Annotated in this window: 20 protein-coding genes; 9 read left to right on the top strand and 11 right to left on the bottom strand. The window is 70.0% G+C overall.

Annotated features, from left to right (window positions below; genetic code table 11):
- Position 1: 1 nt before the first annotated feature.
- Together ACFC1I_RS07275 and ACFC1I_RS07280 are read right to left on the bottom strand one after the other, a co-directional pair.
- Positions 2–673, bottom strand: coding sequence for a GntR family transcriptional regulator (locus tag ACFC1I_RS07275; RefSeq protein ID WP_376007466.1), 672 nt, complete (start codon positions 671–673; stop codon positions 2–4).
- Positions 670–1,305 carry an SGNH/GDSL hydrolase family protein gene (locus ACFC1I_RS07280; protein ID WP_376007468.1) on the bottom strand — a complete coding sequence of 212 codons (636 nt, stop codon included), beginning with the start codon at positions 1,303–1,305 and terminating at the stop codon, positions 670–672. Before ACFC1I_RS07280 ends, ACFC1I_RS07275 begins: the two co-directional genes overlap by 4 nt.
- A gap of 198 nt (positions 1,306–1,503) precedes the next feature.
- Between ACFC1I_RS07280 and ACFC1I_RS07285 the strand changes: the two genes are divergently transcribed.
- From ACFC1I_RS07285 to rplI, 5 genes are all read left to right on the top strand, one after another.
- Positions 1,504–2,703: an acyl-CoA dehydrogenase family protein gene (locus tag ACFC1I_RS07285; RefSeq protein ID WP_376007470.1), complete on the top strand. Its 1,200-nt coding sequence runs from the start codon at positions 1,504–1,506 to the stop codon at positions 2,701–2,703.
- 160 nt (positions 2,704–2,863) lie between these two features.
- Positions 2,864–3,232, top strand: a complete 369-nt coding sequence (gene rpsF / locus ACFC1I_RS07290) for a 30S ribosomal protein S6 (RefSeq protein ID WP_376007472.1) — start codon at positions 2,864–2,866, stop codon at positions 3,230–3,232.
- A 5-nt stretch (positions 3,233–3,237) separates the two neighbouring features.
- Positions 3,238–3,768, top strand: coding sequence for a single-stranded DNA-binding protein (locus ACFC1I_RS07295; protein ID WP_116195174.1), 531 nt, complete (start codon positions 3,238–3,240; stop codon positions 3,766–3,768).
- Positions 3,769–3,843: 75 nt separating this feature from the next.
- Positions 3,844–4,098 (top strand): 30S ribosomal protein S18, encoded by a 255-nt coding sequence (gene rpsR / locus ACFC1I_RS07300; RefSeq protein WP_005054609.1) that lies wholly within the window; start codon positions 3,844–3,846, stop codon positions 4,096–4,098.
- A gap of 11 nt (positions 4,099–4,109) precedes the next feature.
- Complete coding sequence (gene rplI, locus ACFC1I_RS07305) at positions 4,110–4,562, top strand: 50S ribosomal protein L9 (protein WP_376007475.1); 453 nt, start codon at positions 4,110–4,112, stop codon at positions 4,560–4,562.
- Positions 4,563–4,623: 61 nt separating this feature from the next.
- On the opposite strand, the gene ACFC1I_RS07310 is transcribed toward rplI, so the two are convergent.
- From ACFC1I_RS07310 to ACFC1I_RS07335, 6 genes are all read right to left on the bottom strand, one after another.
- Positions 4,624–5,229 carry a response regulator gene (locus ACFC1I_RS07310; protein WP_376007477.1) on the bottom strand — a complete coding sequence of 202 codons (606 nt, stop codon included), beginning with the start codon at positions 5,227–5,229 and terminating at the stop codon, positions 4,624–4,626.
- The gene (locus ACFC1I_RS07315; protein WP_376007479.1) at positions 5,226–6,407 is read right to left on the bottom strand and encodes a sensor histidine kinase; all 1,182 of its coding nucleotides are present in this window, start codon (positions 6,405–6,407) and stop codon (positions 5,226–5,228) included. Before ACFC1I_RS07315 ends, ACFC1I_RS07310 begins: the two co-directional genes overlap by 4 nt.
- Before the next feature lie 83 nt (positions 6,408–6,490).
- Positions 6,491–7,309, bottom strand: coding sequence for an ABC transporter permease (locus tag ACFC1I_RS07320; RefSeq protein ID WP_376007481.1), 819 nt, complete (start codon positions 7,307–7,309; stop codon positions 6,491–6,493).
- Positions 7,306–8,244 carry an ABC transporter ATP-binding protein gene (locus ACFC1I_RS07325; protein WP_376007483.1) on the bottom strand — a complete coding sequence of 313 codons (939 nt, stop codon included), beginning with the start codon at positions 8,242–8,244 and terminating at the stop codon, positions 7,306–7,308. Before ACFC1I_RS07325 ends, ACFC1I_RS07320 begins: the two co-directional genes overlap by 4 nt.
- Positions 8,245–8,583: 339 nt before the next feature.
- A complete protein-coding gene (locus tag ACFC1I_RS07330) occupies positions 8,584–10,080 on the bottom strand; it encodes a chaplin family protein (RefSeq protein WP_376007485.1) in 1,497 nt (498 codons plus the stop codon).
- Between the two features lie 122 nt (positions 10,081–10,202).
- Positions 10,203–11,186, bottom strand: coding sequence for a hypothetical protein (locus ACFC1I_RS07335; protein WP_376007487.1), 984 nt, complete (start codon positions 11,184–11,186; stop codon positions 10,203–10,205).
- Between the two features lie 609 nt (positions 11,187–11,795).
- On the opposite strand from ACFC1I_RS07335, the gene dnaB reads away from it, so the two are divergent.
- From dnaB to ACFC1I_RS07350, 3 genes are all read left to right on the top strand, one after another.
- Positions 11,796–13,169 (top strand): replicative DNA helicase, encoded by a 1,374-nt coding sequence (dnaB, locus tag ACFC1I_RS07340; protein ID WP_376007489.1) that lies wholly within the window; start codon positions 11,796–11,798, stop codon positions 13,167–13,169.
- 93 nt (positions 13,170–13,262) lie between these two features.
- Entirely contained in the window at positions 13,263–14,126 is an 864-nt protein-coding gene (locus ACFC1I_RS07345; RefSeq protein ID WP_376007491.1) for a lysostaphin resistance A-like protein, read from the top strand.
- A 108-nt stretch (positions 14,127–14,234) separates the two neighbouring features.
- On the top strand, positions 14,235–14,918 hold the full coding sequence (locus ACFC1I_RS07350; RefSeq protein ID WP_376007493.1) for a Type 1 glutamine amidotransferase-like domain-containing protein: 684 nt from the start codon (positions 14,235–14,237) through the stop codon (positions 14,916–14,918).
- A gap of 61 nt (positions 14,919–14,979) precedes the next feature.
- Here ACFC1I_RS07350 and ACFC1I_RS07355 read toward each other — a convergent pair whose 3' ends face one another.
- The gene (locus tag ACFC1I_RS07355) at positions 14,980–19,353 is read right to left on the bottom strand and encodes an Ig-like domain-containing protein (RefSeq protein ID WP_376007495.1); all 4,374 of its coding nucleotides are present in this window, start codon (positions 19,351–19,353) and stop codon (positions 14,980–14,982) included.
- A gap of 150 nt (positions 19,354–19,503) precedes the next feature.
- Entirely contained in the window at positions 19,504–21,981 is a 2,478-nt protein-coding gene (locus tag ACFC1I_RS07360; protein WP_376007497.1) for a transglycosylase domain-containing protein, read from the bottom strand.
- Positions 21,982–22,138: 157 nt separating this feature from the next.
- Here ACFC1I_RS07360 and ACFC1I_RS07365 point away from each other — a divergent pair, with 157 nt between their 5' ends.
- Positions 22,139–22,705, top strand: coding sequence for a dihydrofolate reductase family protein (locus ACFC1I_RS07365; RefSeq protein ID WP_376007499.1), 567 nt, complete (start codon positions 22,139–22,141; stop codon positions 22,703–22,705).
- Positions 22,706–22,756: 51 nt separating this feature from the next.
- On the opposite strand, the gene ACFC1I_RS07370 is transcribed toward ACFC1I_RS07365, so the two are convergent.
- Positions 22,757–23,668, bottom strand: a complete 912-nt coding sequence (locus tag ACFC1I_RS07370; protein WP_376007501.1) for a LysR family transcriptional regulator — start codon at positions 23,666–23,668, stop codon at positions 22,757–22,759.
- Positions 23,669–23,678: the final 10 nt, after the last annotated feature.

The raw sequence follows: 23,678 nt of genomic DNA on the forward strand, positions 1-23,678 counted from the left end.
CCTACGCACCCTCGGACTCGTCCGGGAGGAGCGTGCCGGCCGCGTGCGCGTGGAAGAGCTCTGCCGCCGCGTCGGGGTCGCCGCCGTCGAGCGCCTCGAGGAGGCTGCGGTGCCACTCGGCGACCTCGTGCCAGTCGCCCGGGAACGACGGGTCGCCGAGCACGTGCAGCGAGCGCAGGCTCGGCTCGATGATGTCCCACATGCGCGGGAGGTAGACGTTGCCGCTGCCCTCGATCACGCCGCGGTGGAACGCGAAGTCGAGCTCGCGGAACACGCCGAGGTCCTTCGCCTCGGCGGCGTCGTGCATCTGGGCGATGAGGTCCTCGAGGCGCGCGTGCGTCGCGGCGTCGAGCGCACCGCACGCGAGGCGGCCGGCGATCGACTCGAGCTCGGCGCGAGCGACCTTCGCCTGCGCGACCTCTTCGTCGGTGTAGCTCGTGACGAAGTTGCCCTGGTGGCGCACGTGGGTGACGAGGCCCTCGTGCGCGAGCTGCTTGAGCGCGTCGCGCACCGGCGCCTGGCTCACCTGCAGCCGGCGCGCGAGCTGCGACTCGACGAGCTGCTCGCCGGGCGCGAGCGAGCCGTCCTTGATCATCGTCTTGACCAGCTCGTAGATCTGGTCAGAGAGCAGACCGCGCTTGAGCTCGGTCACCGTGCTGAGGGCGTCGGTCATCGTGCGCCTCCCGTGATCGTGGCGCCCACCGGCGCCGTGGCGTACGCCGCGAGCCAGGCGTCCGCGATGAGTGCGGAGCCCTGCGGCGTCGGGTGCACGCCGTCGGGCACGATGGCCGCGGCGCCGTGCTGAGCGGCGGCCGCGCCGACGCTGTCGTGGAGTTCGACGAGCGTCGCGTCGAACCGCTCGGCGAGACGCCGGACGGCGGCCCGCTTCGGGTCGAGGTCGTCGAGCCATGCGGCCTGTCGGTCGCTCACCGGCACGAAGTACGGCTCGATGAGGAGGATCCGCGCGACGCCGGCGTCGCGCGCGGCCTCGAGCAGCGCCGCGACGGTGGCCTCGAAGTCCTCGGCCGACGTGGGGTCGTCGTCATCGAATCGGCGCCACATGTCGTTGACGCCGATGTAGACGGTGAGCACGGTCGGTTCTGCGGCCAGCACGTCGTCCCAGCGCGCGGCGAGGTCGACGGCACGGTTGCCCGAGATGCCCTTGTTGACGACGGCGGCCTCGGCGCCGAGCGCCTCGGCGATGAGCCGCACGTACCCGTCCCCCAGCGATGCCGCATCCGCGCGGTCGCGACCGGAGTCGGTGATCGAATCACCGGCGAACACGAGGGTGGTCGAGCGAGGCATCCGTGGTCCCATCGTTGGAGCGTGTTCCGTCAGCATAATCGATAATCGCTTGTGCGGATCGATCCCGACCGCCCCGCGGCCCGAGTCGGGGTTCCCGTGAACATATCGCCTCCGGGCGCCGCGGGCGAGAGCGGGCGGCCGCCATCGGGAAGAATCGACTCACGAGCGCGCGAGCGCACCCCGACGCGAGGAGGCGCCGTGACCGATGCCAGCCGTGACCCCGACGATCTCGCGGCGCTCCGCGAGGCCTCCGACATCCTCGGCGTCGACGCGCAGCTGAGCTCCGACGAGCGCGCGACGCGCGACCGGGTGCGCGCGTTCGTCGACGCCGAGATCCGCCCGCACATCGCGGAGTGGTTCGACCGCGGCCACTTCCCCGTCGAGCTCGCGCCCGCCCTCGGCCGCCTCGGCGTGCTCGGCATGGAGCTGGAGGGGTATGGATGCCTCGGCCGCAGCGCCGTCGAATACGGCCTGGCCGCGCTCGAGCTCGAGGCGGGCGACTCGGGCATCCGCACGTTCGTCTCGGTGCAGGGCTCGCTCGCGATGGGCTCGATCCACCGCTGGGGGTCGGACGAGCAGAAGCAGGAGTGGCTCCCGCGCATGGCGGCCGGCGAGGCGATCGGCGCGTTCGCACTCACCGAGCCCGGCGCCGGATCGGACCCCTCCAGCATGACGACGTTCGCCCGGCGCGACGGCGGCGACTGGGTGCTGACGGGCGCGAAGCGCTGGATCGGCCTCGCCTCGATCGCGCAGCTCGCGGTGGTGTGGGCGCAGACCGACGAGGGGGTGCGCGGCTTCCTGGTTCCGGCCGGCACCGCCGGGTTCGAGGCGACGGTGCTCGAGCCGAAGGGGTCGATGCGGGCGTCGGTGCAGACCGAGCTGCACCTCGACGAGGTGAGGCTGCCGGCATCCGCTCTCCTTCCCGGAGCGCGAGGGCTGCGCGGCCCGTTCTCCGCGCTGAACGACGCCCGGTACGGAATCGTGTGGGGCGCGCTGGGCGCCGGGCGCGACAGCTACGAGGCGGCGCTGCGCCACGCACTCCGCCGCGAGCAGTTCGGGCGGCCGATCGCCGGGTTCCAGCTCACGCAGCGCAAGCTCGTCGACATGGTCGTCGAACTGCAGAAGGCCGCACTGCTCGCGCTGCAGATCGGGCGCGCGAAGGATGCCGGCACCCTGACTCCCACCCAGATCTCGCTCGGCAAGCTCAACAACGTGCGCGAGGCGATCGGGATCGCGCGCGAGGCCCGCACGATCCTGGGCGGCGACGGCGTCCTGCTCGAGCACTCGCCGATCCGGCACGCCGCCAACCTCGAGTCGGTGCGCACGTACGAGGGCACCGACGAGGTGCACACGCTCATCCTCGGCCAGCACCTCACCGGGCTCGGCGCGTTCCGCTGAGCGGAGCGCGGACCGCGATTCGGCGCGGGCCGAGGCATCCGGTACCATAGGAGGGTTGTCCGCACGCGCACCCTTGTGCGGCGAGTCGGGCAACGTGCAACACACCCTCCTGCTGCCGGGAAATGCCCGACAGCCGTTCTAGTCCGAAGGAGGTGGGTTAGTGACGCACCAGTACGAGCTCATGGTCATCCTGAACCCCGAGATCGACGAGCGCCAGGTCGGCGTCAACCTCGACAAGTTCCTGAAGGTCATCACGACCGACGGCGGCACCATCGAGAACATCGACATCTGGGGCAAGCGCCGTCTTGCGTACGAGATCCAGAAGAAGACCGAGGGCATCTACGCCGTCGTCAACTTCACTGCCACGGCTGAGACCACGCAGGAACTCGACCGCCAGCTGAACCTGAGCGAGCAGATCATGCGCACCAAGGTCCTCCGCGCCGAGGAAGCGATCGCGATGATCGCCTCGGAGAAGCAGCGTGCCGACGAGCGCGCTGCCCGCAAGACCGCCAAGGCTGCGAAGGCGTAAGGACGATGGCCGGCGAGACGATCATCACCGTCGTGGGCAACCTCACGGCTGATCCCGAACTGCGTTACACGCAGAACGGCCTCCCCGTCGCGAACTTCACGATCGCGTCGACGCCTCGCAACTTCGACCGTCAGGCGAACGAGTGGAAGGACGGCGAAGCGCTGTTCCTCCGCGCGAGCGTGTGGCGCGAGTTCGCCGAGCACGTGGCCGGCTCGCTGACGAAGGGCATGCGGGTCATCGCGACCGGCCGCCTCAAGCAGCGCAGCTACCAGGACCGCGAAGGCAACAACCGCACCGCGATCGAGCTCGAGGTCGACGAGATCGGCCCGTCGCTGCGCTACGCGACCGCTCAGGTCACCCGCGCCGCGGGCGGCTCCGGCGGTGGCGGCGGCAGCTTCGGCGGCGGCGGCGGTCAGTCGCGTCCGCAGGTCGCCGACGAGCCGTGGTCGACGCCCGGTTCGCAGAACGCCGGCGGTGCCGGTGGCGGCGACGCGTGGGCTGCCCCTGGCGCCTACGGCGACGACACCCCGTTCTGATCGGTCAGATCTCAGCAACAGATTCCGGATGCCTCGTGACGAAGCATCCGATCAGCAAAACGTAAAGGAAACACCATGGCTGGAAAGGCAACCGGCGACCGCCGGAAGCCGCGGAAGGGCGCGAAGAACGCGGCCCCCGCGAAGGCGATCCGTGTCGGCGTCATCGACTACAAGGACGTCGCCACCCTCCGCAAGTTCATCTCGGAGCGCGGGAAGATCCGCGCCCGTCGTATCACCGGTGTCTCGGTGCAGGAGCAGCGTCTGATCGCCAAGGCGATCAAGAACGCGCGCGAAATGGCGCTCCTGCCTTACGCCGGCGCTGGCCGCTAAGGAGTACCCACATGGCAAAGCTCATTCTCACGAACGAGGTCGCCGGGCTCGGAAGCGCCGGTGACGTGGTCGAGGTCAAGAACGGGTACGCCCGCAACTACCTCATCCCCCAGGGCTTCGCGGTCGCGTGGACCCGCGGTGGCGAGAAGCAGGTGGCGTCGATCCGCGCCGCCCGCGAGGCGCGCGCGATCCACGACCACGAAGAGGCTGTGGCGCTCAAGAACAACCTCGAGACCAACAAGGTCCGCCTGGCCGTCAAGGCCGGCGCCGAGGGTCGCCTGTTCGGCGCCGTCAAGACCGTCGATGTGGCGAACGCGGTCAAGGCCGCCGGCCTCGGCGAGCTCGACAAGCGCAAGATCCACATCACCTCGCCGATCAAGTCGACGGGCGAGCACGAGGCGACGGTCCGTCTGCGCGACGACCTCACCGCCGTGATCACCCTGCAGGTGGTCGCCGCCAAGTAACTCTGGCGCACACGAACGGATGCCGCGAACCTTCGGGTTCGCGGCATCCGTCGTTTCCGGGTCAGAGCCAGCCGCTCTCCTGCGCGAGCCGGGCGGCATCGGCGCGATTGCGGGCTCCCGTCTTGCCGATCGCGCTGGAGAGGTGGTTGCGCACCGTCCCCTCGGACAGGTGCAGCATCTCGGCGATGTCGGCGATCGAGCCGCCGGTCAGCGCCGCCGACAGCACATCGGTCTCGCGCTCGGTGAGCGGTGACTCGCCCTGGGCGAGGGAGTCCGCCGCGAGAACGGGGTCGACGACGCGCAGGCCCTGAGCGATGCGGCGTACCGCGTCGGCGAGCTGGGCGGCCGGGGTGTCCTTCACGACGAAGCCGGAGGCGCCGGCCCGCATGGCTCGCGTGAGGTAGCCGGGGCGGCCGAACGTCGTCACGATGAGCACGCGGCACGTCGGGAGGGCGGCACGGAGCGCCGCCGCCGCCGCGATGCCGTCCATCCCGGGCATCTCGATGTCGAGCATCGCGACATCCGGCTGCGACGCCCGCGCGGCCTCGACGACCTCATCGCCGCGGGCGACCTCTGCCACGACATCGATGTCGGACTCGAGGCTGAGCAGGGCCGACAGCGCCCCGCGCACGAGGCCCTGGTCGTCGGCGATGAGCAGCCGGATCACAGCGTCACCCGCAGGCTGAAGCCGCCGAGGTCGCTGCGACCGATCGTGAGGCGTCCACCGGCCGCCTCGACGCGCTCGCGGAGGCCGACGAGGCCCGTCGATCCGGCCGACGAGCCGGACGGCCCGACGCCGTCGTCGGCGACTTCGACCTCATGCCTGCCGAGCGTGATGCGGCAGCGCGTCGCGCCGGAGTGCCGCACGACGTTGGTCACCCCCTCGCGCACGACCCACCCCGCGAGTTCGCGCCGACCGGTGGGCACAGCATCCGTCGACGAAGGGACCTCCGCCGCGATGCCGGCGGCCGCCAAAGCAGCCCGGGCCGCGGCGAGCTCGCCGCTGACGTTCACCGTGCGGACCCCGGCGACGGTCGCCCGCACGTCGGCGAGGGCGCCGCGCGCAAGGGCCTCGACCTCGGCGATCTCGGCCTTGGCGCGCTGCGGGTCGACATCGACGAGCCGGCCGGCGAGCTCGGCCTTCACCGTCACGACCGTGAGCGAATGGCCGAGGATGTCGTGGATGTCGCGGGCCACGCGTCCACGCTCGCGCTCGACCGCCAGCGCCTCGAGCTGCTTCTGCGCGTGGCGCAGCTGGTTCATGGTGGCGGTCGTGCGCGCGAACGACGCCATCATGAGGGAGATCGAGACGATGATCCCGGGTACCCAGAGCACATTCTCGTCCCACCCCTGGGTCACCCCGTTGGTGACCAGCGCCAGCACCCCGAGGCCGAGGATCACCGGCCACGTCCACTGCCACGGGAACACGCACATGCCGACGATTACGCCGACGTACGTCCACATCGCGGCGATGCCCCAGCCGAGCCACGGGAACAGCGTGAATGAGATCGCGAACAGCGCGGCGCACACCACCAGCCGCCCACGGTTGTCGAGCGTCCACGCGATGGGCGCGGCGGCGAGGAACGACAGCGCGAACACGACGACGAGGAGGAGACCGATCGTGAGCGATGCCGGGGACGCCGACCGCACGACCACCTCCTGCGCGAGGCTGACGAGCCAGACCAGAGCGACGCCGGCCCCGACGTACCAGCTCAGCGCCGCACGCGACCACAGCGCCCACGGGAGGCGACTGCTCGCCCACGTCGCTGCGCCGTGCCGGCGCACGGGCCAGGGCCGTCCCGCCGTGCCGGCGTCGGGACGGCCCTGACGAGGCGTCGCGTGCATGGCTCTCACCGTATTCGCGGGGTCGGCGGACCGGAACAGCTCCGGCCCCACGAGCCCAGGGGTCGTGCGGCCGGAGCGGCGGCTCAGACGCGCTTGGTGTCGCGACGGAAGGCCCACGCGGCGCCGGCGACGAAGACGCCGAGCCACACGAGCGCGTTGACCAGCCACAGCACGTCGAACGATTCACCGGTCAGCGGTGCGCGCGTGATCTCGCTGATCCCGTACACCGGCGTGAAGCGGGCGATCGTCTGCATGAAGTCGGGCATCGCGCTGAGCGGCGTGAACAACCCGCCGAGGAACGACAGCAGCACGATCGCGAGACTCGTGATCTGTGCGGCGCTCTCGCCCGGAACGAGGTAGCCCACCATGAGGCCGAGTGTCGTGAAGACGGCGCTCGCGAGGAGCCAGCCGCTCAGGCCCGTGGCGATCCACTGCGCCGGAGCGAGCTGGATGCCGCTGACCGCGCCCGCGACGTACGTCGCCACGACGGCCAGCAGGCCCAGCATCATGCCGGCGATCATCTTGATGATCACATTGACCATCGGGTTCAGTGGGGTCAGCCGCAACTGGCGGCTCCAGCCCTGTGCGCGCTCGATGCCCACGCCCGCGCCGGTCTGCGTCGCCGACATCATGGCGCCGTACATCGCCATCGACACCATGATGTACGCGGCCACCGAAGGACCGCCCTCGGCGAGCGGGGTGGCAGTGAGCTGCTGATCGCGCAGCGGGAGCCCGATGATGACGAACATCACGATGGGGAACGCGACGATGAACACGACCGTGCGCCGGTTGCGGAGCTTGCGCTTGAGCTCGACCCCCAAATAGGTGAGGTTGAAGCCGCCGAGCGGCGGTACCCGCCGATCGAGCGAGACCCGGTCGGCGGTCGGGGCGGTGATGGTCATGATGACGTTCCTTCGGAGGTGAGGGCGAGGAAGACGCTCTCGAGGTTCTGTGCGGCGATCTCGATGTCGCGCGCGGCGGTGCGGGTCAGCAGATGCCGGGCGACGGCATCCGAGTCCCTGGTGTGGATGCTGAGTCGCTCGCCCACCGCCTCGACGCTGTCGACACCGGGCAGTGTCGCCAGCGCGACCGCGTCGGCGTCCGCGAGCGTCGCCGTCACGGTCCGGCCCGACACCATGTTCTTGATGTCGGCGGTCGGCCCGTCGGCGACGATGCGGCCCCGGCTCATCAGGACGATGCGATCGGCGTACTCGTCGGCCTCCTCGAGGTAGTGGGTTGCGAACAGCACGGTGCGGCCGCGGGCGCCGTCCGCCCGGATGGCGTTCCAGAAAGAGCGGCGCCCTTCTACGTCCATGCCGGTGGTCGGCTCGTCGAGGATGAGCAGGCCGGGGTCCGACAGCAGAGCCATCGCGAAGCGAAGCCGCTGCTGCTGACCCCCCGAGCACAGGTCGACGCGGCGGCCGGCGATCTCGGCGATGCCGGCGCGCTGCATCACCTCGTCGACGGGACGCGTATCGACGAAGAGGCTCGCGGTCAGCTCGAGCGTCTCCCGCACCGAGATGTCCTTGAGCAGTCCGCCCGTCTGCAGCACCGCCGACACGAGGCCGTGGGCGATGGCCGCGCGGGGCGACTCGCCGAAGACGGTCACGGTGCCCGAGTCGGGGTTCGACAGACCGAGCATCATGTCGATCGCGGTCGTCTTGCCCGCGCCGTTCGGGCCGAGGAACGCGACGATCTCGCCCGGACGCACCTGCAGCGTCACCTCGTCGACGGCGCGGACCGTGCCGAAGGATTTGCGGAGCGCGGTCGCGTCGACGGCCAGCGGGAGACCCGAAACTGCGGCCGCCTCTCGGCCGAGGGGTTGTGTGGTTTCCATGCCCTCAGCCTGAAGTGTGCGGGTCGACGAGCCCTCACACGGCCGTCATGTTGTGCGGGTGACATCCGTCACAGGCGCGACGAAACGGATGCCGCGAGCCCCCCGGGTCGCGGCATCCGCTCGTTGCATCTCCGGACGACGTGCGCCGGGCCAGGCGTGGTCGTCGCACCGCGCCGCGGAGATGGTGTGGAACCCCCGATCACGAGGCGCGGTCCAGGCAGAGCCGGTTCCCGCGATCGGGGGCGTCAAGGGCGGGAGGGCCGCTGGGGACGACCCTCCCGCGTGCTCACGCGGGTCGGAGGAGTGGGGCACCCGGGGAACGCCGTGGCGCCCCTCGACTCACGCGGAGCGTCGCCGCGACGCGCGTGCGATGGCGCCCGCTGCGAACAGCGAGAGCCCGAGCAGCAGGAACGGCATCACACCCGTCCCTCCCGTCGCGGCGAGCTGGGTGGCGGTGCCGGCCGCAGCCGCCGAGCCGGTCATCGCGGCCGCCGGTGCGGTGGTGCCGTCAGGGCCGTCGCTCCCGGGCGTCCCGTTGTCCCCCGGAGTGGTGGGGGTCGTCGGGTCGGTCGGGCCGGTCGGGTCGGTCGGGTCCGTCGGATCCGTCGGGTCCGTCGGTCCCGTCGGGCCGGTGGGGACCACGGCGTCGACCGTGGTGGTGTCGCCGATCACCGAGACCGCGTTGCCGCCGATGGTGACGGGCAGCGAGACCGGCGCGAGGATCTGCGTCCCGCCGAGGACACCGTCAGCGCCGCCGGTCGAGCCGGTGGCGCCGTTGCCGGTCGAGCCGGCCGGTGCCGTCGTGGTGGCGCCGTCACTCGAGCTGTCGCCGAGCACTGAGACGGCGTTGCCGGCCGCGGTGATCGGGGCGGTGACGGGTGCGAGCACCTGGGTGCCGCCGAGGATCGAGTCCTCACCGCCGGTCACGCTGGAGGCGCCGTTGCCGGTCGAGCCGGACGGAGCCGTCGTGGCGGCGCCGTCGCTCGAGCTGTCGCCGAGCACTGAGACGGCGTTGCCGGCCGCGGTGATCGGGGCGGTGACGGGTGCGAGCAACTGGGTGCCGCCGAGGATGCCGTCGGCGCCGCTGGTCTCGCCCTGGGCGCCACTGCCGCCCGAGCCGGCCGTCGGAGTCGCGGTGGCAGCATCCATCGATGCACTGTCGCCGAGCACCGAGATCGCGTTGCCCGCGACGGTGACCGGGGCGGTCACCGGGGCGACGACCTGGGTGCCGCCGAGGATCGAATCCTCGCCGCCGGTCCCGGCATCGGTGCCCGCGACGGATCCCGAGGCGGCGGGTGCGGTGGTCGCACCGTCGCTCGCACTGTCGCCGACGACCGAGATCGCGTTGCCCGAGACCGCGACCGGCGCGCCGACCGATGCGAGGCCCTGGGTGCCTGAGGCCAGGCCGTCCTGGCCCGTCGTCTCGGCCGCAGGTGCCGGAGCAGCAGCCGGGGCGGGTGCGGTGGTCGCAGCATCCGTCGATGAGCTGTCACCGACGACCGCGATCGAGTTGCCGCTGACCGTGATCGGCACGTTCACCGACACGAGCCCCTGCGTGCCCGAGCCGACGCCGTCGGCGCCGGTCGTCGACGTGGCGGGAGCCGGTGCCGGGGCGGGGGCAGCGGTGGTCGCGCCGCTCGAGGACGAGTCTCCGAGGACCGAGAGCGACGTGCCGCTGACGGCGATCGGAAGGTTGACGTCGATGATCGCCTGGCTGCCCGACAGCAGTCCGTCGTCACCCGTGGTCTCGGCCGCGTTGGCGACCGTCGCGCCGAGCAGCGTGATGCCGCCGGCGAGGAGCGTGCCCAAGAGGGCACGCTTGTAGAAAGTACGCATGATGTTCCCCTTTGTGGATTGATCGGTTCGCAGCGCGCGAAAGGAGTCGCGCTGCTCAGCGCGGAGGGCGCGCTGATGCTCTGCCGCTCACGCTCGGGTGAGCTGAAGCGGCGGCGATCCGATCAGTCGGGGGAGACGTCGGTGGATCCGGCAGGCGCCGGCGGGGCGTGCTCGTCCTCCGGTCCGGCACGGCGCACCCAGGCACGGTGTGCGGCGAGCGGAAGGAGGGCGGCGAGCGCCCAGGCGCCGAGACCCGCACCACCGGGTCCCGCGGAAGAGAACGACAGGCAGACTCCGCCTGCAGAGCCGAGGAGTCCGCCCGCGACGAACGCAGCGGACGACACGACGACGACGGCACCCGTGGCCGCTTCGGACACGGATGCTGCGGCCCCATGCCCGAACGCACGCGCTGTCGTCGAGAAGAGAGTGGCGGCAGCATCCGTCCGCGCGGTGAGAACCACGATCGCGGTCGGTGCCGGTGAGTCGGCCGAGCTGCCGAGCAGGTCGGGAAGCTGCGGAATCGCAGGCAGCGCCGGGAGGACCGGGCTCGTCGTCGGCGGCAGGCCGACGGTCGCGCCTGTCTCGTCGACGGCACCGACGACGCCGCCGAGCGTCTCGTCGACCGTGCCGCCGAGGTCGGTCACGGCGTCGTCGAGGCCGGTGCTCGAGACGATCCCGCCGACGATCGGCACCTCCGCGACCAGGTCGACGACGGGCTCCGCGATGCTGCTGACGACGCCGCCCGAGACCACCTCCGAGACCGGCTCGGTCACCGTCGTGACGACGGTGCCGACGGTCTGCACGACCTCGCTCACCGGCTGCTGCACGGGAGCGGGAGTCGCGTCGACGACGGTGTTCACGGCGTCGGTGACGCCGGTCGTGACGGTCGACACGGTGCTGGTGACGGTCGACGCGGTCCTGTCGACCAGCGAGGTTGCAGAGCCGAGGGCACCCCCGAGCAGGCCCCCGTCATCGGATTCGTCGGCGTGCGCCTGTCCGAGGCCGAGGCCGAGGACCAGCGAGACGACGAGCCAGGCGAACGCGGTCGCGGCCCCGATGAGGGCCAGCCGCACGATCCTCGGCAGCTGCGAGGTTGCGATCTCCACGTTCACCTCCCACGACGAAAGGGCCGCACGTTCCGGACGGATCGTGCGTGAGGGTGCCTGGACCCACGAGGCTACTCCCTGATGATTCGATCTGTCCAGACCCGTGTGGACGCAGAGTCCCTTCGTCTCGCCCCGTGCGCGCGCACGAGAACGCGGCCGCAGGATTGTGCACAGGACGGCCTTCATAGCCAAACCTTCAACCCTGACTTCAACCGCATCGCTCTCCACAGGCTGTGAAATACTCAGCCCCAGGTCAGCGTGCGTTTCCGTGAGATAACCCCCAGAAGAGGGGCGAGTTCTCCACAGAGGTTGCTCACAGGTGTGACGGCGTTTCTCCCCGACTCTCCACAAAGTTATCCACAGCCTGTGTTGCGACTGTCGGAGCCCATCCTTAGCGTGGTGTGCGGCCCACCAGGGACGCGCGCCTCCGCGCTGGGAACGGCGGTGCGAGGGCGGCGGGGATCACCGGACGACTTCCGGCGAGCGGCGGGATGCCGTGGCATTCCGCTGGTCGATCATGGCCCGGGTGTGCCGGCTCGGCGAGCCGTCCCGGAGGGCGCCGGCAAACCTCGGACGATGTGAACGAACGATAGGGAGGACGAGCAGCCTATGTCGATCGCCGACATCTCCGAAGAGCGTATGGGGGCGCCTCGCGACTTCGAGCGCACTCCCCCGCATGACCTGCTCGCCGAGCAGAGTGCGCTGGGCGGCATGCTGCTCTCGAAGGACGCGGTGGCCGACGTCATCGAGACCCTCCGCGGCACCGACTTCTACGTGCCCAAGCACGAGCTGATCTTCGAGGCGATCCTCACCCTGTACTCCCACGGCGAGCCGACCGACGTCGTCGCCGTCACGGACGAGCTCATCAAGACCGGCGAGCTGCAGCGCGCCGGTGGTGCCGACTATCTGCACACGCTCACCTCGATCGTGCCGACCGCCGCGAACGCCGGCTACTACGCCTCGATCGTGTCGGAGCGCGCGCTGCTGCGTCGCCTCGTCGATGCCGGCACCCGCATCGTGCAGATGGGCTACTCGGGCCAGGGCGAGGCGCTCGACTTGGTCAACAACGCCCAGGCCGAGATCTACTCGGTCACCGGTGCCGAGCAGGCCGAGGACTATGTGCCGCTCACGATCGCGGTCGATGCCGCGGTCGAAGAGATCGAGGCCGCACGCGGTCGCGACGGCCAGATGACCGGCATCCCGACCGGCTTCTCCGGACTCGACTCCCTCACCAACGGTCTGCACCCCGGCCAGATGATCATCATCGCCGCGCGCCCCGCCATGGGTAAGTCGACCCTCGCGCTCGACTTCGCCCGGGCCGCGGCCATCAAGGCCGACATGCCGACCATCTTCTTCTCGCTCGAGATGGGGCGCAGCGAGATCGCGATGCGCCTGATGAGCGCCGAGGGCGCGATCCCGCTGCAGTCGATGCGAAAGGGCACACTCGACTCGCGCGACTGGACGACGATCGCCGCCACCCGCGGTCGCATCAACGACGCTCCGCTCTACATCGACGACAGCCCGAACATGACGCTCGTCGAGATCCGCGCGAAGTGCCGTCGCCTCAAGCAGCGCGCGGGCCTCAAGCTCGTCGTGATCGACTACCTGCAGCTCATGACCTCGGGCAAGCGCGTCGAGTCGCGTCAGCAGGAGGTCTCGGAGTTCTCCCGAGCGCTGAAGCTGCTCGCGAAGGAGCTCGGCGTGCCGGTCATCGCGCTCTCGCAGCTGAACCGTGGCGCCGAGCAGCGCGCCGACAAGAAGCCCGCGATCTCCGACCTGCGTGAATCGGGCTCGATCGAGCAGGACGCCGACATGGTGATCCTGCTGCACCGCGAGGCCGCCTACGAGAAGGACTCCCCGCGTGCCGGCGAGGCCGACCTCATCGTCGCCAAGCACCGCAACGGCCCCACCGACACGATCACGGTCGCGTTCCAGGGTCACTTCTCCCGCTTCACGGACATGGCCCCGGGCGACTTCGGGTAAGTAGGCCCGCACGCAAGGCGCATCCTCGTGCGAACGGGTCTTCGCGTGCGCTACGTTCAATGCGGTCGTTCCTATCCCGCGTTGGAGGCATCCGTGTCGCAGTCTGTGTCCGAGAACCGCTGGCAGGCGTTCTGGAACCGCGGCGGGTGGTGGAAGGCAGTTCTCGCGGCGGTGGTCTACATCGCGCTCTACCTGGCCACCGGGTTCGTGACCAGCACGATCTTCGCGGGCATGATCGATCCGGAGAACCTCTTCAGCAACGGTGCGAGCGTGTTCTTCGGCGTCGCCCTTCCGATCCTGATCGGCGCGATCCTGCTGCTGCTGTTCATCTGGTCGCTGGGGTGGCTCCGCGAGATCTTCGGACCGCAGCCGATCAAGGGCAGCGGCTGGATGTGGATCGCCGTCGTCCTCGTGGTGATCCCGATCGCGCTCCACGTCGCCGCCACCAACTGGGGTGAGATCCCCGCCGACGTCATCGTCGCGACCCTGTTCATGGGCCTGTGCATCGGCGTCGCCGAAGAACTCCTCACCCGCGGCATCGCGGTCAACCTGCTGCGCAAGGCCGGATACGGCGAGAAGGCCGTCATGGTGCTCTCGTCGGTCGTCTTCGCGCTCCTGCACGCGCAGAACATCATCGGCGGACAGGATCCGCTGGCGACTCTGCTCACGCTGCCCTACGCGTTCGGCTTCGGACTGATGATGTATCTCGTACTGCGCGTCACGGGTTCGATCATCTGGCCGATCCTGCTTCACGCGGCGACCGACCCGACGACAACGCTGGCGTCCGGGGGCCTTGCCGGGCTCGGCGGCACGGCGGAGTCCGCGAGCACCAGCCCGTTGCTGACCTTCGCGAGCCTCTTCGGGGTGGTGTTCCTGGTCGCGGGGCTGATCGCCATCTTCTTCGTGAAGGGCCGGGTCCACCCCAAGGTCATCGCCGCCGAGCCGGCAGGCGTCTGACCCTCCCGAGGCTCGCGGCCACCGCGGTGTCACCCCGGCGCGGCGAAGCCTCCTCTCAGGTCTCATGATCGGGCCGCGCTCCGGGGACGACGTCAGTAGGCTCTCGGCATGAAACTGCTCCTGACCTCCGGCGGAGTCACGAACGACAGCATCCGTTCCTCGCTGGTCGGCATGCTCGGCAAGCCGATCGAGGAGTCCCGCGCACTCCTGATCCCCACGGCGCAATGGGGGCAGCCGATGTGCTCGCCCGAGACCGTCTGGCGCACCGTCGCCGGCCGATGGGACGGCGAGACCGGTCTCGTCGACCTGGGATGGAGGTCGGTCGGGGTCCTCGAACTCACCGCGCTGTCGACGATCGGCGACGATCGCTGGGTGCCGTGGGTGCGCGACGCCGACGTCCTGCTCGTCGACGGCGGAGAGGCCGTCTACCTGGCCCACTGGATGCGCGAGTCCGGGCTCGCCGACCTGCTCCCGTCGCTCGCCGACACCGTGTGGGTCGGCGTGAGCGCGGGGAGCATGGTGATGACGCCGCGCATCGGGCGGGAGTTCGTCGACTGGCGACCCGACGGCACCGACGAGACGCTCGGCGTCGTCGACTTCTCGATCTTCCCGCACCTCGATTACCCGGGCTGGTCGTCGAACACGACCGAGAGCGCGCGCCGCTGGGCGACCAGGATCCCCGGCCCGTCGTACGCGATCGACGAGCAGACCGCGATCTCGGTCGTCGACGGTGCCGTCGAGGTGATCTCCGAGGGGAACTGGGAGTTCTACGACACCGCCACCGGCACGTAAGACGCAGGAAGGGGAGGGCACGCTCCGAGCGCACCCTCCCCTTCGACCGGAGAGACCCGACCTACCGGACCGTGAGCTTCACCGGCTTCGAGGCCGTCTCACCGTTCGCATTCGCGAACACGGCGACGAGCGTGTGCTCGCCCGCGGCGACGCCGGTCAGCTGCACCGACGCGGACTGCGCGCCGGGAGTCGCCGCGACCAGGTCGCCGCTGCCGACGACCGCGCCGTCGAGCTCGATCCGGTAGGAGGTGGCGTTGGTGCCCCACCACAGGTTCGCCGTCGCGGTGAACGTGCCGTCCCGGTCATGGTCGTCGTGCGACACCACCGGAGTGCCCGGCGCCGCGTGGACCACCTTCACCGTGGTCGATGTCGTCGCCGTGACGCCCTTCGAGTTCACGAGCTCGCCCGTGTACACGTAGGTGCCGTTCGGCCTGCCTTCGAACGAGACGCCCGTCGCCTGCGACATCCCCTCCGTCGGGGACAGCGCCTTGGTCGCGACCAGAGCGCCGTTCTCGTAGAGCCGGAACACGCTCCCCGGCGTTCCCCACCAGAGGTTCATCATCACGTCGTACGTGCCGTCGTGCAGACCGGTCTCCCACCCGCTGGTGTTCGACAGGGTGCCTCTGCCCGGGGCGACCGTCGCGCCGTCGTCGATCGCGACGGGCTGCAGCCGCAGCGCGTTCTGTTCGACGTAGTGGTAGACGTTCAGGTAGCCGTCGCCGGTGATCGGGTTCGAGGCGCCGGCATCCAGGCCGCTCCACACGGTGCGCCCGTCGACACGCAGCACGAGCCGTGTGCCTCCGTCGACCGCGACCGCGCCGAACTCGAGTTCGTGATCCTCACCGGCCTTGATCGCAGTGTTCGGGATCACGTCGAGCATCGTCTGCTGGGGCTTCCAGCTCTGGAACTCGATCGTGTCCTCCTTGATCACCACGAGGTATCCCTTGTTGCCGTTCACCCAGGTGGGGTCGCCGGCCCGGTCGGATCGCACCGCGAAGCCGTACCAGCCGCCGTCGAACGCGTCGACGCTGGCCCGGAACTTCAACAGCCCGCTCCCGAACGTGCCGCCCGAGTACCCGTACACGCCCTCGCCGTCGATGCGCAGCGTGCCTTCGTCGAAGTCGACCGCATCCGACTGCGGCCAACCCTCAGGGCTCATGAGCTCTCCGACGAGATCGATGGACGGATGCTGCGTCTCCCGCACCTCGATGGTCGACGTCGCAGAGATCCCGGTGTCGGCCTGCGACGTCGCCGTGATGGTCGCCTGTCCGGCTGCGAGGGCGGTCACGATGCCGGCCTCGTCGACGGTTGCGACCTCGGGGTCGTCGGACGTCCACGTGACCCGCGGGTTCGTCGCGTCCGACGGCGTCACCGACAGCGCGAGCTTCACCCGCTCACCCGGCTCGACCGTGGCCTGCGCGGGCGAGACCTCGATGCCGGTCACCGCGGTCGGCACGATCGAGAACCGCACGTCGTCGAAATCAAGCGCCGTGAACTTCTCGACGTAGAACCCGACCTTGCCGGAGCCGGTCGCCGAAGGGTTCGGACCTTCGATCACCGTCTCGCCGTCGACGCTCACCTGCACGCCCGATCCCTTGACCACGATCCGCACGTCGTACACGGTGTCCGGCTCGAAGCCGGAGCCGGCCGGCAGCTTCACCTCCTTGAGGGTCTGCCACTGGGGGCCGTAGACCGTCCAGGTCGGTGCGGCCTCGGTGTGCCGGTAGCGGACGTACCCGCCGGGGGTGGGCCCGGTCCGGTCGTAGATCAGCATGATCCCGCCCTCGGGAACGACCGCGGGCGTGCGCACCTGGAAGTCGAGCACGTAGTCCGTGAAGTTCCGCGGCAGCTGCGAGTTCGCCCCGCCCTTGATCCGGTACCAGCGCTCGCCGTCGGCGTCCTCGACGATGGCGCGGTTCGGGTCGACGGGCCAGCCGTTCGCGCCCGACTGGAAGTCGGTCGCATGCATGATCCCGTCGCCGTCGGCGACCACGACGACGGCCTGATCGGTGATCGCGGCATCCGCCCGTGACGTGACGGTGATCACCGTCTCGCCGGGCATCAGGGCCGTGATCTTCCCGGATGCGTCGATGCTCGCGATCGACGGGTCGCTCGACGTGTAGTCGACCGCGCCGTTCGAGGCGTTCCACGGCACGATCTCGGCGCCGAACGACACCGTCTTGCCGAGATCGACGGTGAGCTGCTCCGCCGGCAGGTGCACGCTCTCGAGGGCGATCGAGTCCGGCCCGTGCGGCAGGCCGACCTTGCCCTGCGTGCCGATGAGCTCGAACGGGATCGCCGCGAAGCCCGGGATGCGATCGAGCACCGGGGCGCCCTCGCGCAGCCGGAAGTCGCCCGCCTGCCAGTCCACGAACCCGGGGTCCTCACCCGCCACCCAGTTGTCGGCGTAGTTCATGAGGTTCTTCACGTCGCGGGCACCCTGCGCGTTGACCTGGCCCGAGCGCGCGAGCGTCGGGTTCCAGGTGACATTGCGCTCGAAGATGTTGTGCGCCGGGAAGTAGTGGTTCTCGTCCATGAACGTCAGCAGCTCGGGGTACTTCTCGGCGTAGGGGGTGCCGACGAAGCCGTCGTTCTCCTCGAACAGCTTCACCCAGCCCGGCATGTACGACGTGTCGACGGTGTTGCCCGGCTGGTCGCCCATCCACATCTCGTAGTTGTCGTACGGCACGTGAGCGTCGACGAACACGTTGTTGCGCGTCGTGATGCGGTCGCCCGAGCCGCTCTTGATCGCGGCGTTTCCCATCCGGTAGAAGACGTTCTCCTCGATCGTGAGCCCCATCGTGAGGTTGTCGGGGTAGATGCCCTCGACGCCGAGGCGTCCGATCCCGGTGTCGTGGAAGTAGTTCTGCCGGATCAGGGTGCCGCGCTGCTGCGGCGTGGCGCCCGCGTTCATGTAGATCGCGCCGAGGTCCTGGAACGTCTTGCAGACGTCGTAGATGTCGTTGCGTTCGATGAGGTGGTCGTTGCCGTGCACGATGATGCCCGGGTGCGGGGCGTCGTGGATCTCGTTGTTGCGGCCGATGTTGCCGACGCCGTCGAACATGATGCCCGGGTTGTAGGCCTTGTGGTAGTACGCGAAGTCGTGGATGTGCGAGTTCTCCACGCGGTTGCGGCCCGGCTCGAGCGTGGTCTTGTCTCCGCCCTGCAGCACGACCGGAACGCCGCCGATGTGGCGCAGGTGCGAGTCGATCACGGCGTGGTCGCGTCCGCCGCGGTTCACCGGGATGCCGTCGTAGGTGTAGCGGCCCGGGGAGTTGATGAGCACGCCGCCGTCGGCGAAGTTGCGGATGTCGCTGTTCTCGATCGTGACGTGGCTGCCGCCGAGGATCACGGCAGCGTTGGCCCGCCCGTACTCGAGCACCAGCTCCTGGAACGAGACGTGCGACGTGCCGTCGGTGCGGAGCATCGGCTCCTTGAGCATCGTGACGGTGGCGTCGGCGCCGCTGAGGAATGCCTGGTTCGGGAGGAGATACAGCTTCCCGGTCTCGCGGTCGATGTAGTACTCGCCGGGCGCGTCGAGCTCCTCGAGCAGGTTCTCCGCGAAGTGGAAGTCCTCGAACCACGTCTTCATGAGGCCCGACATCTCGCCGTAGCGCAGCGTGATCGTCTTCGCCTCGGGGTCGATCGACTCGATCTTGTTGTACGACCACTCCCAGCTGTAGCCGAAGATGCCGTCGAGCCAGATGTCGTCGGCCTGCGTCCAGTGCTTCGGGCGGTCGTAGGTGTAGCTGAAGGTGCCGCCTCGCTCCTGCAGGTCGGCGTCCTTGCGGGTCGGCCCGACGTCGAGGATCTCGTCCATCTGCACGGTGCCGTCGCCGTTCGGCCAGCGGGCGAGCGTCATCCCCTCGCCGCCGACGTAGAGCTCCATCGGCGGTACGGTGCTGACGTCGTTCGCCTTCCAGTAGCCGTGCCGGCTCAGCTGGCCGTAGTCGGTGATTCCGGCCGCGGCGAGGTCGATCGCGATCACCTTGCCGCGCGCTGACGGGTCGACGATGCGCGACAGGACGGCCTCGTCGGCGACGGCCTTGAATCCCTCCCCGTCGAGCTGAACGCCGCCGGTCAGGGTGACCGTCTCGCCGGGGTACGAGCGGTAGACGATGGGTGCCTCCGCCGTGCCGGAATCGCCGGCGCCGAGCTCGAACGCCGCCGTCCGGGAGTAGGTGCCGCCGCGAAGCGACACCGTCACGCCGCCGTCGGGCAGGCCGCTCGAGGCCTTGAGCGTGCGGATGGCGTCCCGAGCGCCTTCGAGGGTGCGCAGCGGTGCGTCGATCGTGCCGTCGGCGCCGTCATCGCCGTCGGTGGCGACGTAGAGCTCCACCGAGGCCGACTGTATGTCGGGCGCAGCGTAGGCAGCGGTCGCCGTTCCGGCGACCAGCGTGCCCACGAGCGCGAGTACTGACAAGAATCGCTTCATCGCGAGGTTCCAGCCCTTCTGTGAGTGACCGCGGCATCGCGGTGCTCGTGCATGGGTTGGTCCGGCGCGCACGCATCTCAGCGCAACGTGTCGGAACGAGCGCGAGGTTACACTAATCGATAATCGTCTGTCGAGAATCGGTGATGCAGGTCAACCGTTCCCCTCCGGGGCTTGGGCCGGACCGGGCTGCACCGGGGCGGGCGCCGGAGCGGGATCCGGGCGCGGCGGCGGAGCCGCACGGCGCACCAGGTCGGCGGGAGGAGCGGGGAAGCCGCCGCCGCCGTAGAGCGAGTTGGCGGCCGCCTGGATGTCGCGGGTCATCGGCAGGCGGATCGTCGACAGTGCGCGGCCGTCGTGGAACGACCGGAACACGTCGCCGTAGCCGAACGTGTTCCCGACCCACACCGCCGTGGTCACGCGGGTGCTCGACTCGACGAGCCACGTCTGGAGGTTCTCGTGCGTCCCCGTCTTGCCCAGCAGTGGCGTGCCGTCGTTGGGGTTGCCGCCCGATCCGGTGCCGCCGGGGCGCATGACGCCCTGCAGGGCGAACGCCGTCGCGGCCGCCACTTCGGGGCTGATCGACTGCGCGCAGCGGTCGCCCGGGACGGGCAGCTCGGTGCCGTCGGAGTTGACGACGCGCTCGATCACCCGCGGCTTGCAGTAGACGCCGCCGTTCGCGACGGTCGCGAACGCCCCGGCCATGGCGACGGGGGCGATGTTGTTGGTGCCGATGATCGCTGCCGCACCGTCGATGTTCACGGGGCTGCCGTCGCCGCGCGTGACGCCCATGCGGGCCGCGACGTTCTCGATGTCGCACAGGTCGAGCTGCTCGGCCATGCCGAGGAAGCCGCTGTTGAGCGACTGCGCCGTGAACTGCAGGGGCGTTCCCACATACCCGGGAACCCCGCCGAAGTTGCGCACGACGTGGTTCTCGCGATTGACCCACGTGCCGGCGCAATGGTCGCGCAGGCGCGGGATGGCCCGCAGCGTGCCGTTGACGGTGTCGGAGAGGGTGTGCCCGGTCTCGAGCCAGTCGACGAGGGTGAAGAGCTTGAACGTCGACCCGGTCGGAAAGCCCGTCGACACCCCGTGCATCATGTCGCCCGCGTAGACGAGCGAACTGTACGCGGGGTCGGTGAGGGCGAGGTCGCGGTCCTCGGTGAACCTGTTGTTCTGGCTGATCGCGAGGATGCGCCCGGTGTTGACCTCGATGCTGACCGACGCCGACCCGAAGAACATGCCCGCGACGGTCTCGGGTGCGTAGCGGTGCATCGCGTCCTGCGACGCGTTCTGCAGGTTCCAGTCGAGCGTGGTGTAGATGTTCAGGCCCTCGCGCGTGAGTGAGCGCTGCCGTTCCTCTGCGGTTTCGCCGAACGCGCTCGCGTAGTCGGGGTCCTGCTGCACCGTGTTCACCACGTACTGGCAGAAGAAGGGCGCCGCGCTGGCCCCGCACCGCGTGGGCGGCGGCTGCAGTGCCGGCGCGATGGGCTCGATCGCCGCGGCGACGTACTGGTCCTGCGTGATGCGGCCGTCCTCGCGCATGCGGTCGAGCACGTAGAGCTGCCGGCCTTTGGTGGCGCTGTAGGGGTCGCCCGCCGCGAGGTACTGCTCCGGGGTGATCGTGCCGGCGGCCAGGAGGGTGTCGAGACCGGCGAGGGTGCCGGGGGTGACGTCGTCGACCGAGCCGTCGGCGGCCTTGTTGTACGTGGCCCCGTCGGCGCCGAAGATCGAGCCGCCCGCCCGGTCGATGCGGAACGTGTTGGGGTTCTGCACGATGCCCGCGAGCGTCGCCGCCTGTGTCAGCGTGAGGTTCGCCGCCGTCGTGCTGAAGTAGTAGCGGGCCGCGGCCTCGATGCCGTAGGTCGTGCCGCCGAAGTTCGCGATGTTCAGGTACCCCAGCAGGATGTCGTTCTTCGAGTACTTCTGCTCGAGCTGCACGGCGAAGCGGATCTCCTGCAGCTTGCGCTCGTAGCCCTCGACGCCGTCGGCCTGGGTCGCGTCCTCCCAGCACTTCTGCAGCACCTGGTCGCGCGTCAGCTTCACGACGGGGTCGCCGTTCTCGTCGAGGACCGTCTTGCCCGCCTTGTCGGTCTCGTACTCCGTCCCCGCGTCCCGTTCGCACCGCTGCACCAGCACGTTCTTCACGTACTGCTGGCTGATCGACGAGCCGCCCTGCGTCTGCCCGCCCTGCGCGTTCTTGATGAGCGCGCGGGTCGTCCCGAGGATGTCGACGCCGCCGTGCTCGTAGTAGCGGGGGTCCTCCGAGGCCAGGATCGCGTCGTACATGACGAGCGAGACCTGGTCGAACTCGACGGGCTCGCGGTTCTGGTCGTAGAACGAGGTCAGCTCGACCTCCTGCCCGCTGCCGGGGTCGCGCGCGTAGATCGTGGTCGGCAGCATCAGCCGGTCGATCTCGAGGTAGCTCGGCATGCTGTCGAACATCGACACCGCTGAGCTGGCCGCGTGCCCCGAGATCGCGATGGCCGGGGCGAGGGGCGCGACCACCAGCACGCCGGCGATGACGCTGAGCACCACAAGTCCCACGAGGCCGCCGAGCACCCCGGCGAGTGTGCGCCGGTAAGGCGGCAGGGGCGAGTCCTCTGCCGAGCCCTCTCGTGACCGCTTCATGCTGCGTCCCTCCGCGGTTGGAGGAATCATGTCAGACCGTTCGCGATTCCGCGACGGGTTCCGCAAGCTCGCGCCGGCGCATAGTGTCGGGCACGCAGCATCCGTTCGAGAACGAGTCACGCGCGCACGCGCAGAACCGGACACGAAGGAGAGTCCCATGCAGACCCTGACGGTCGACTTCATCATCTCGCTCGACGGCTACGGCGCCGCGGAGGGGTGGCCCGGCTTCTGGGGCATGGAAGGCCCCGAGTATCTCGGCTGGCTCGCCGATTCGCCCGACAAGGACGACCCGCTGCTCATGGGCGCGACGACGTACCGCCTGATGTCGGAGCTCACCGCGGGCGGCGAAGAGGGCACCGACATGCTCGGCGGAGTGCAGAAGTACGTCTTCTCGTCGACGCTCGAGGATCCCCTCACGTGGGAGAACTCGACGCTCGTCCGCGAGGACGCGATCGCGTTCGTCCGCCGTCTCAAGCAGGAGTCCGACCGGCCCCTGCGCACCCTCGGCAGCGTCGCGCTCTGCCGGTCGCTGCTCACCGCCGGGCTCGTCGACCGCTACCGCGTCGGCGTGTTCCCGGTCATCACGGGAGCGACCGGACAGGACCGCATCTTCGACGGCTACCCCGACGTGCGGCTCGACCTCGTCGAGGCGCGCACGTTCGACGGACGCATCCAGCTGCTCGAGTACGTCCCCACGGTGCTCGACGGCCCGCCTGGCGCCTGACCCGGGCATACCGGAGCGGAAGACGGATGCTGCGGCCGCAGCATCCGTCTCTCACATCGTCTGCGCGCGCTCCACGAAAGCGTCCAGGGTCGTGCGCAGCGCGGGGGAGTCCTCCTGCGAACGTCGGTGGACCGCGAGCACGTCGCGCGTCGAGGCGGGCTCGATAGTCGGGATCGCGACGAGGTCGGGTCCGAGGTCGCCCCGGCCGAGGCGCGGCACGAGCGCGACGGCGTGGCCCGCGCGGGCGAGTTCGAGGTGGTTCTGGAACTCCATGGACTCGTGCACGATGCGGGGGGCGTTGGAGACGCCGTCGAACAGCCGCCGCAGCCACTGCCGGCAGATCGTCGCCTCGAACGTCGCGACCCACCTCTCGCCCGCCAGCTCGTCGGGGCGGAGTTCTGCACGACCGGCGAGCGGGTGGTCACGGTGCAGGATGACGTCGGCGACGTCCGTGAACAGCGGCGTCGTGATCAGGTGGTCGGGCATCGCGAGGGCGACCCCGCCCCAGCGGTGCACGATGCCGAGGTCGCGCTGGCCCGAGGCGACGAGCGCGATCGTCTCCCACGGCTCGCTCTCGCGTAACGGCACGGAGAGGTCGGGATGCTGCGCCGCCAGGTCGTTCAGCACCGGGACGACCAATCCGCGCACCACGGTCGAGAACGCGGCGAGCCGAATCTCGCCGCTGACGCGGTCGTCGTCGCCGGCAGCGAGCTGGAGGTCGGCACGGAGGCGCTCGAGGTCGGCGAGGATCGGCGTCGAGGCGACGACGAGTCGGGTGCCCGCCTCGGTGAGGACGACCCCACGACCGGCGCGCTCGAGCAGGGCGATGCCGGTCTCGCGCTCGAGGCGCTTGACCTGCTGCGACACGGCGGACGGAGTGTAGCCCAGGCTCGTCGCGGCGGCGACCACGCTGCCCTGCGTGGCGACCGCGCGAAGGGAGAGCACCGCTTCGAGGTCGATCATGAATCAACGC

It is taken from the genome of Microbacterium sp. NPDC056044, from assembly GCF_042267145.1.
Classification (GTDB): domain Bacteria; phylum Actinomycetota; class Actinomycetes; order Actinomycetales; family Microbacteriaceae; genus Microbacterium.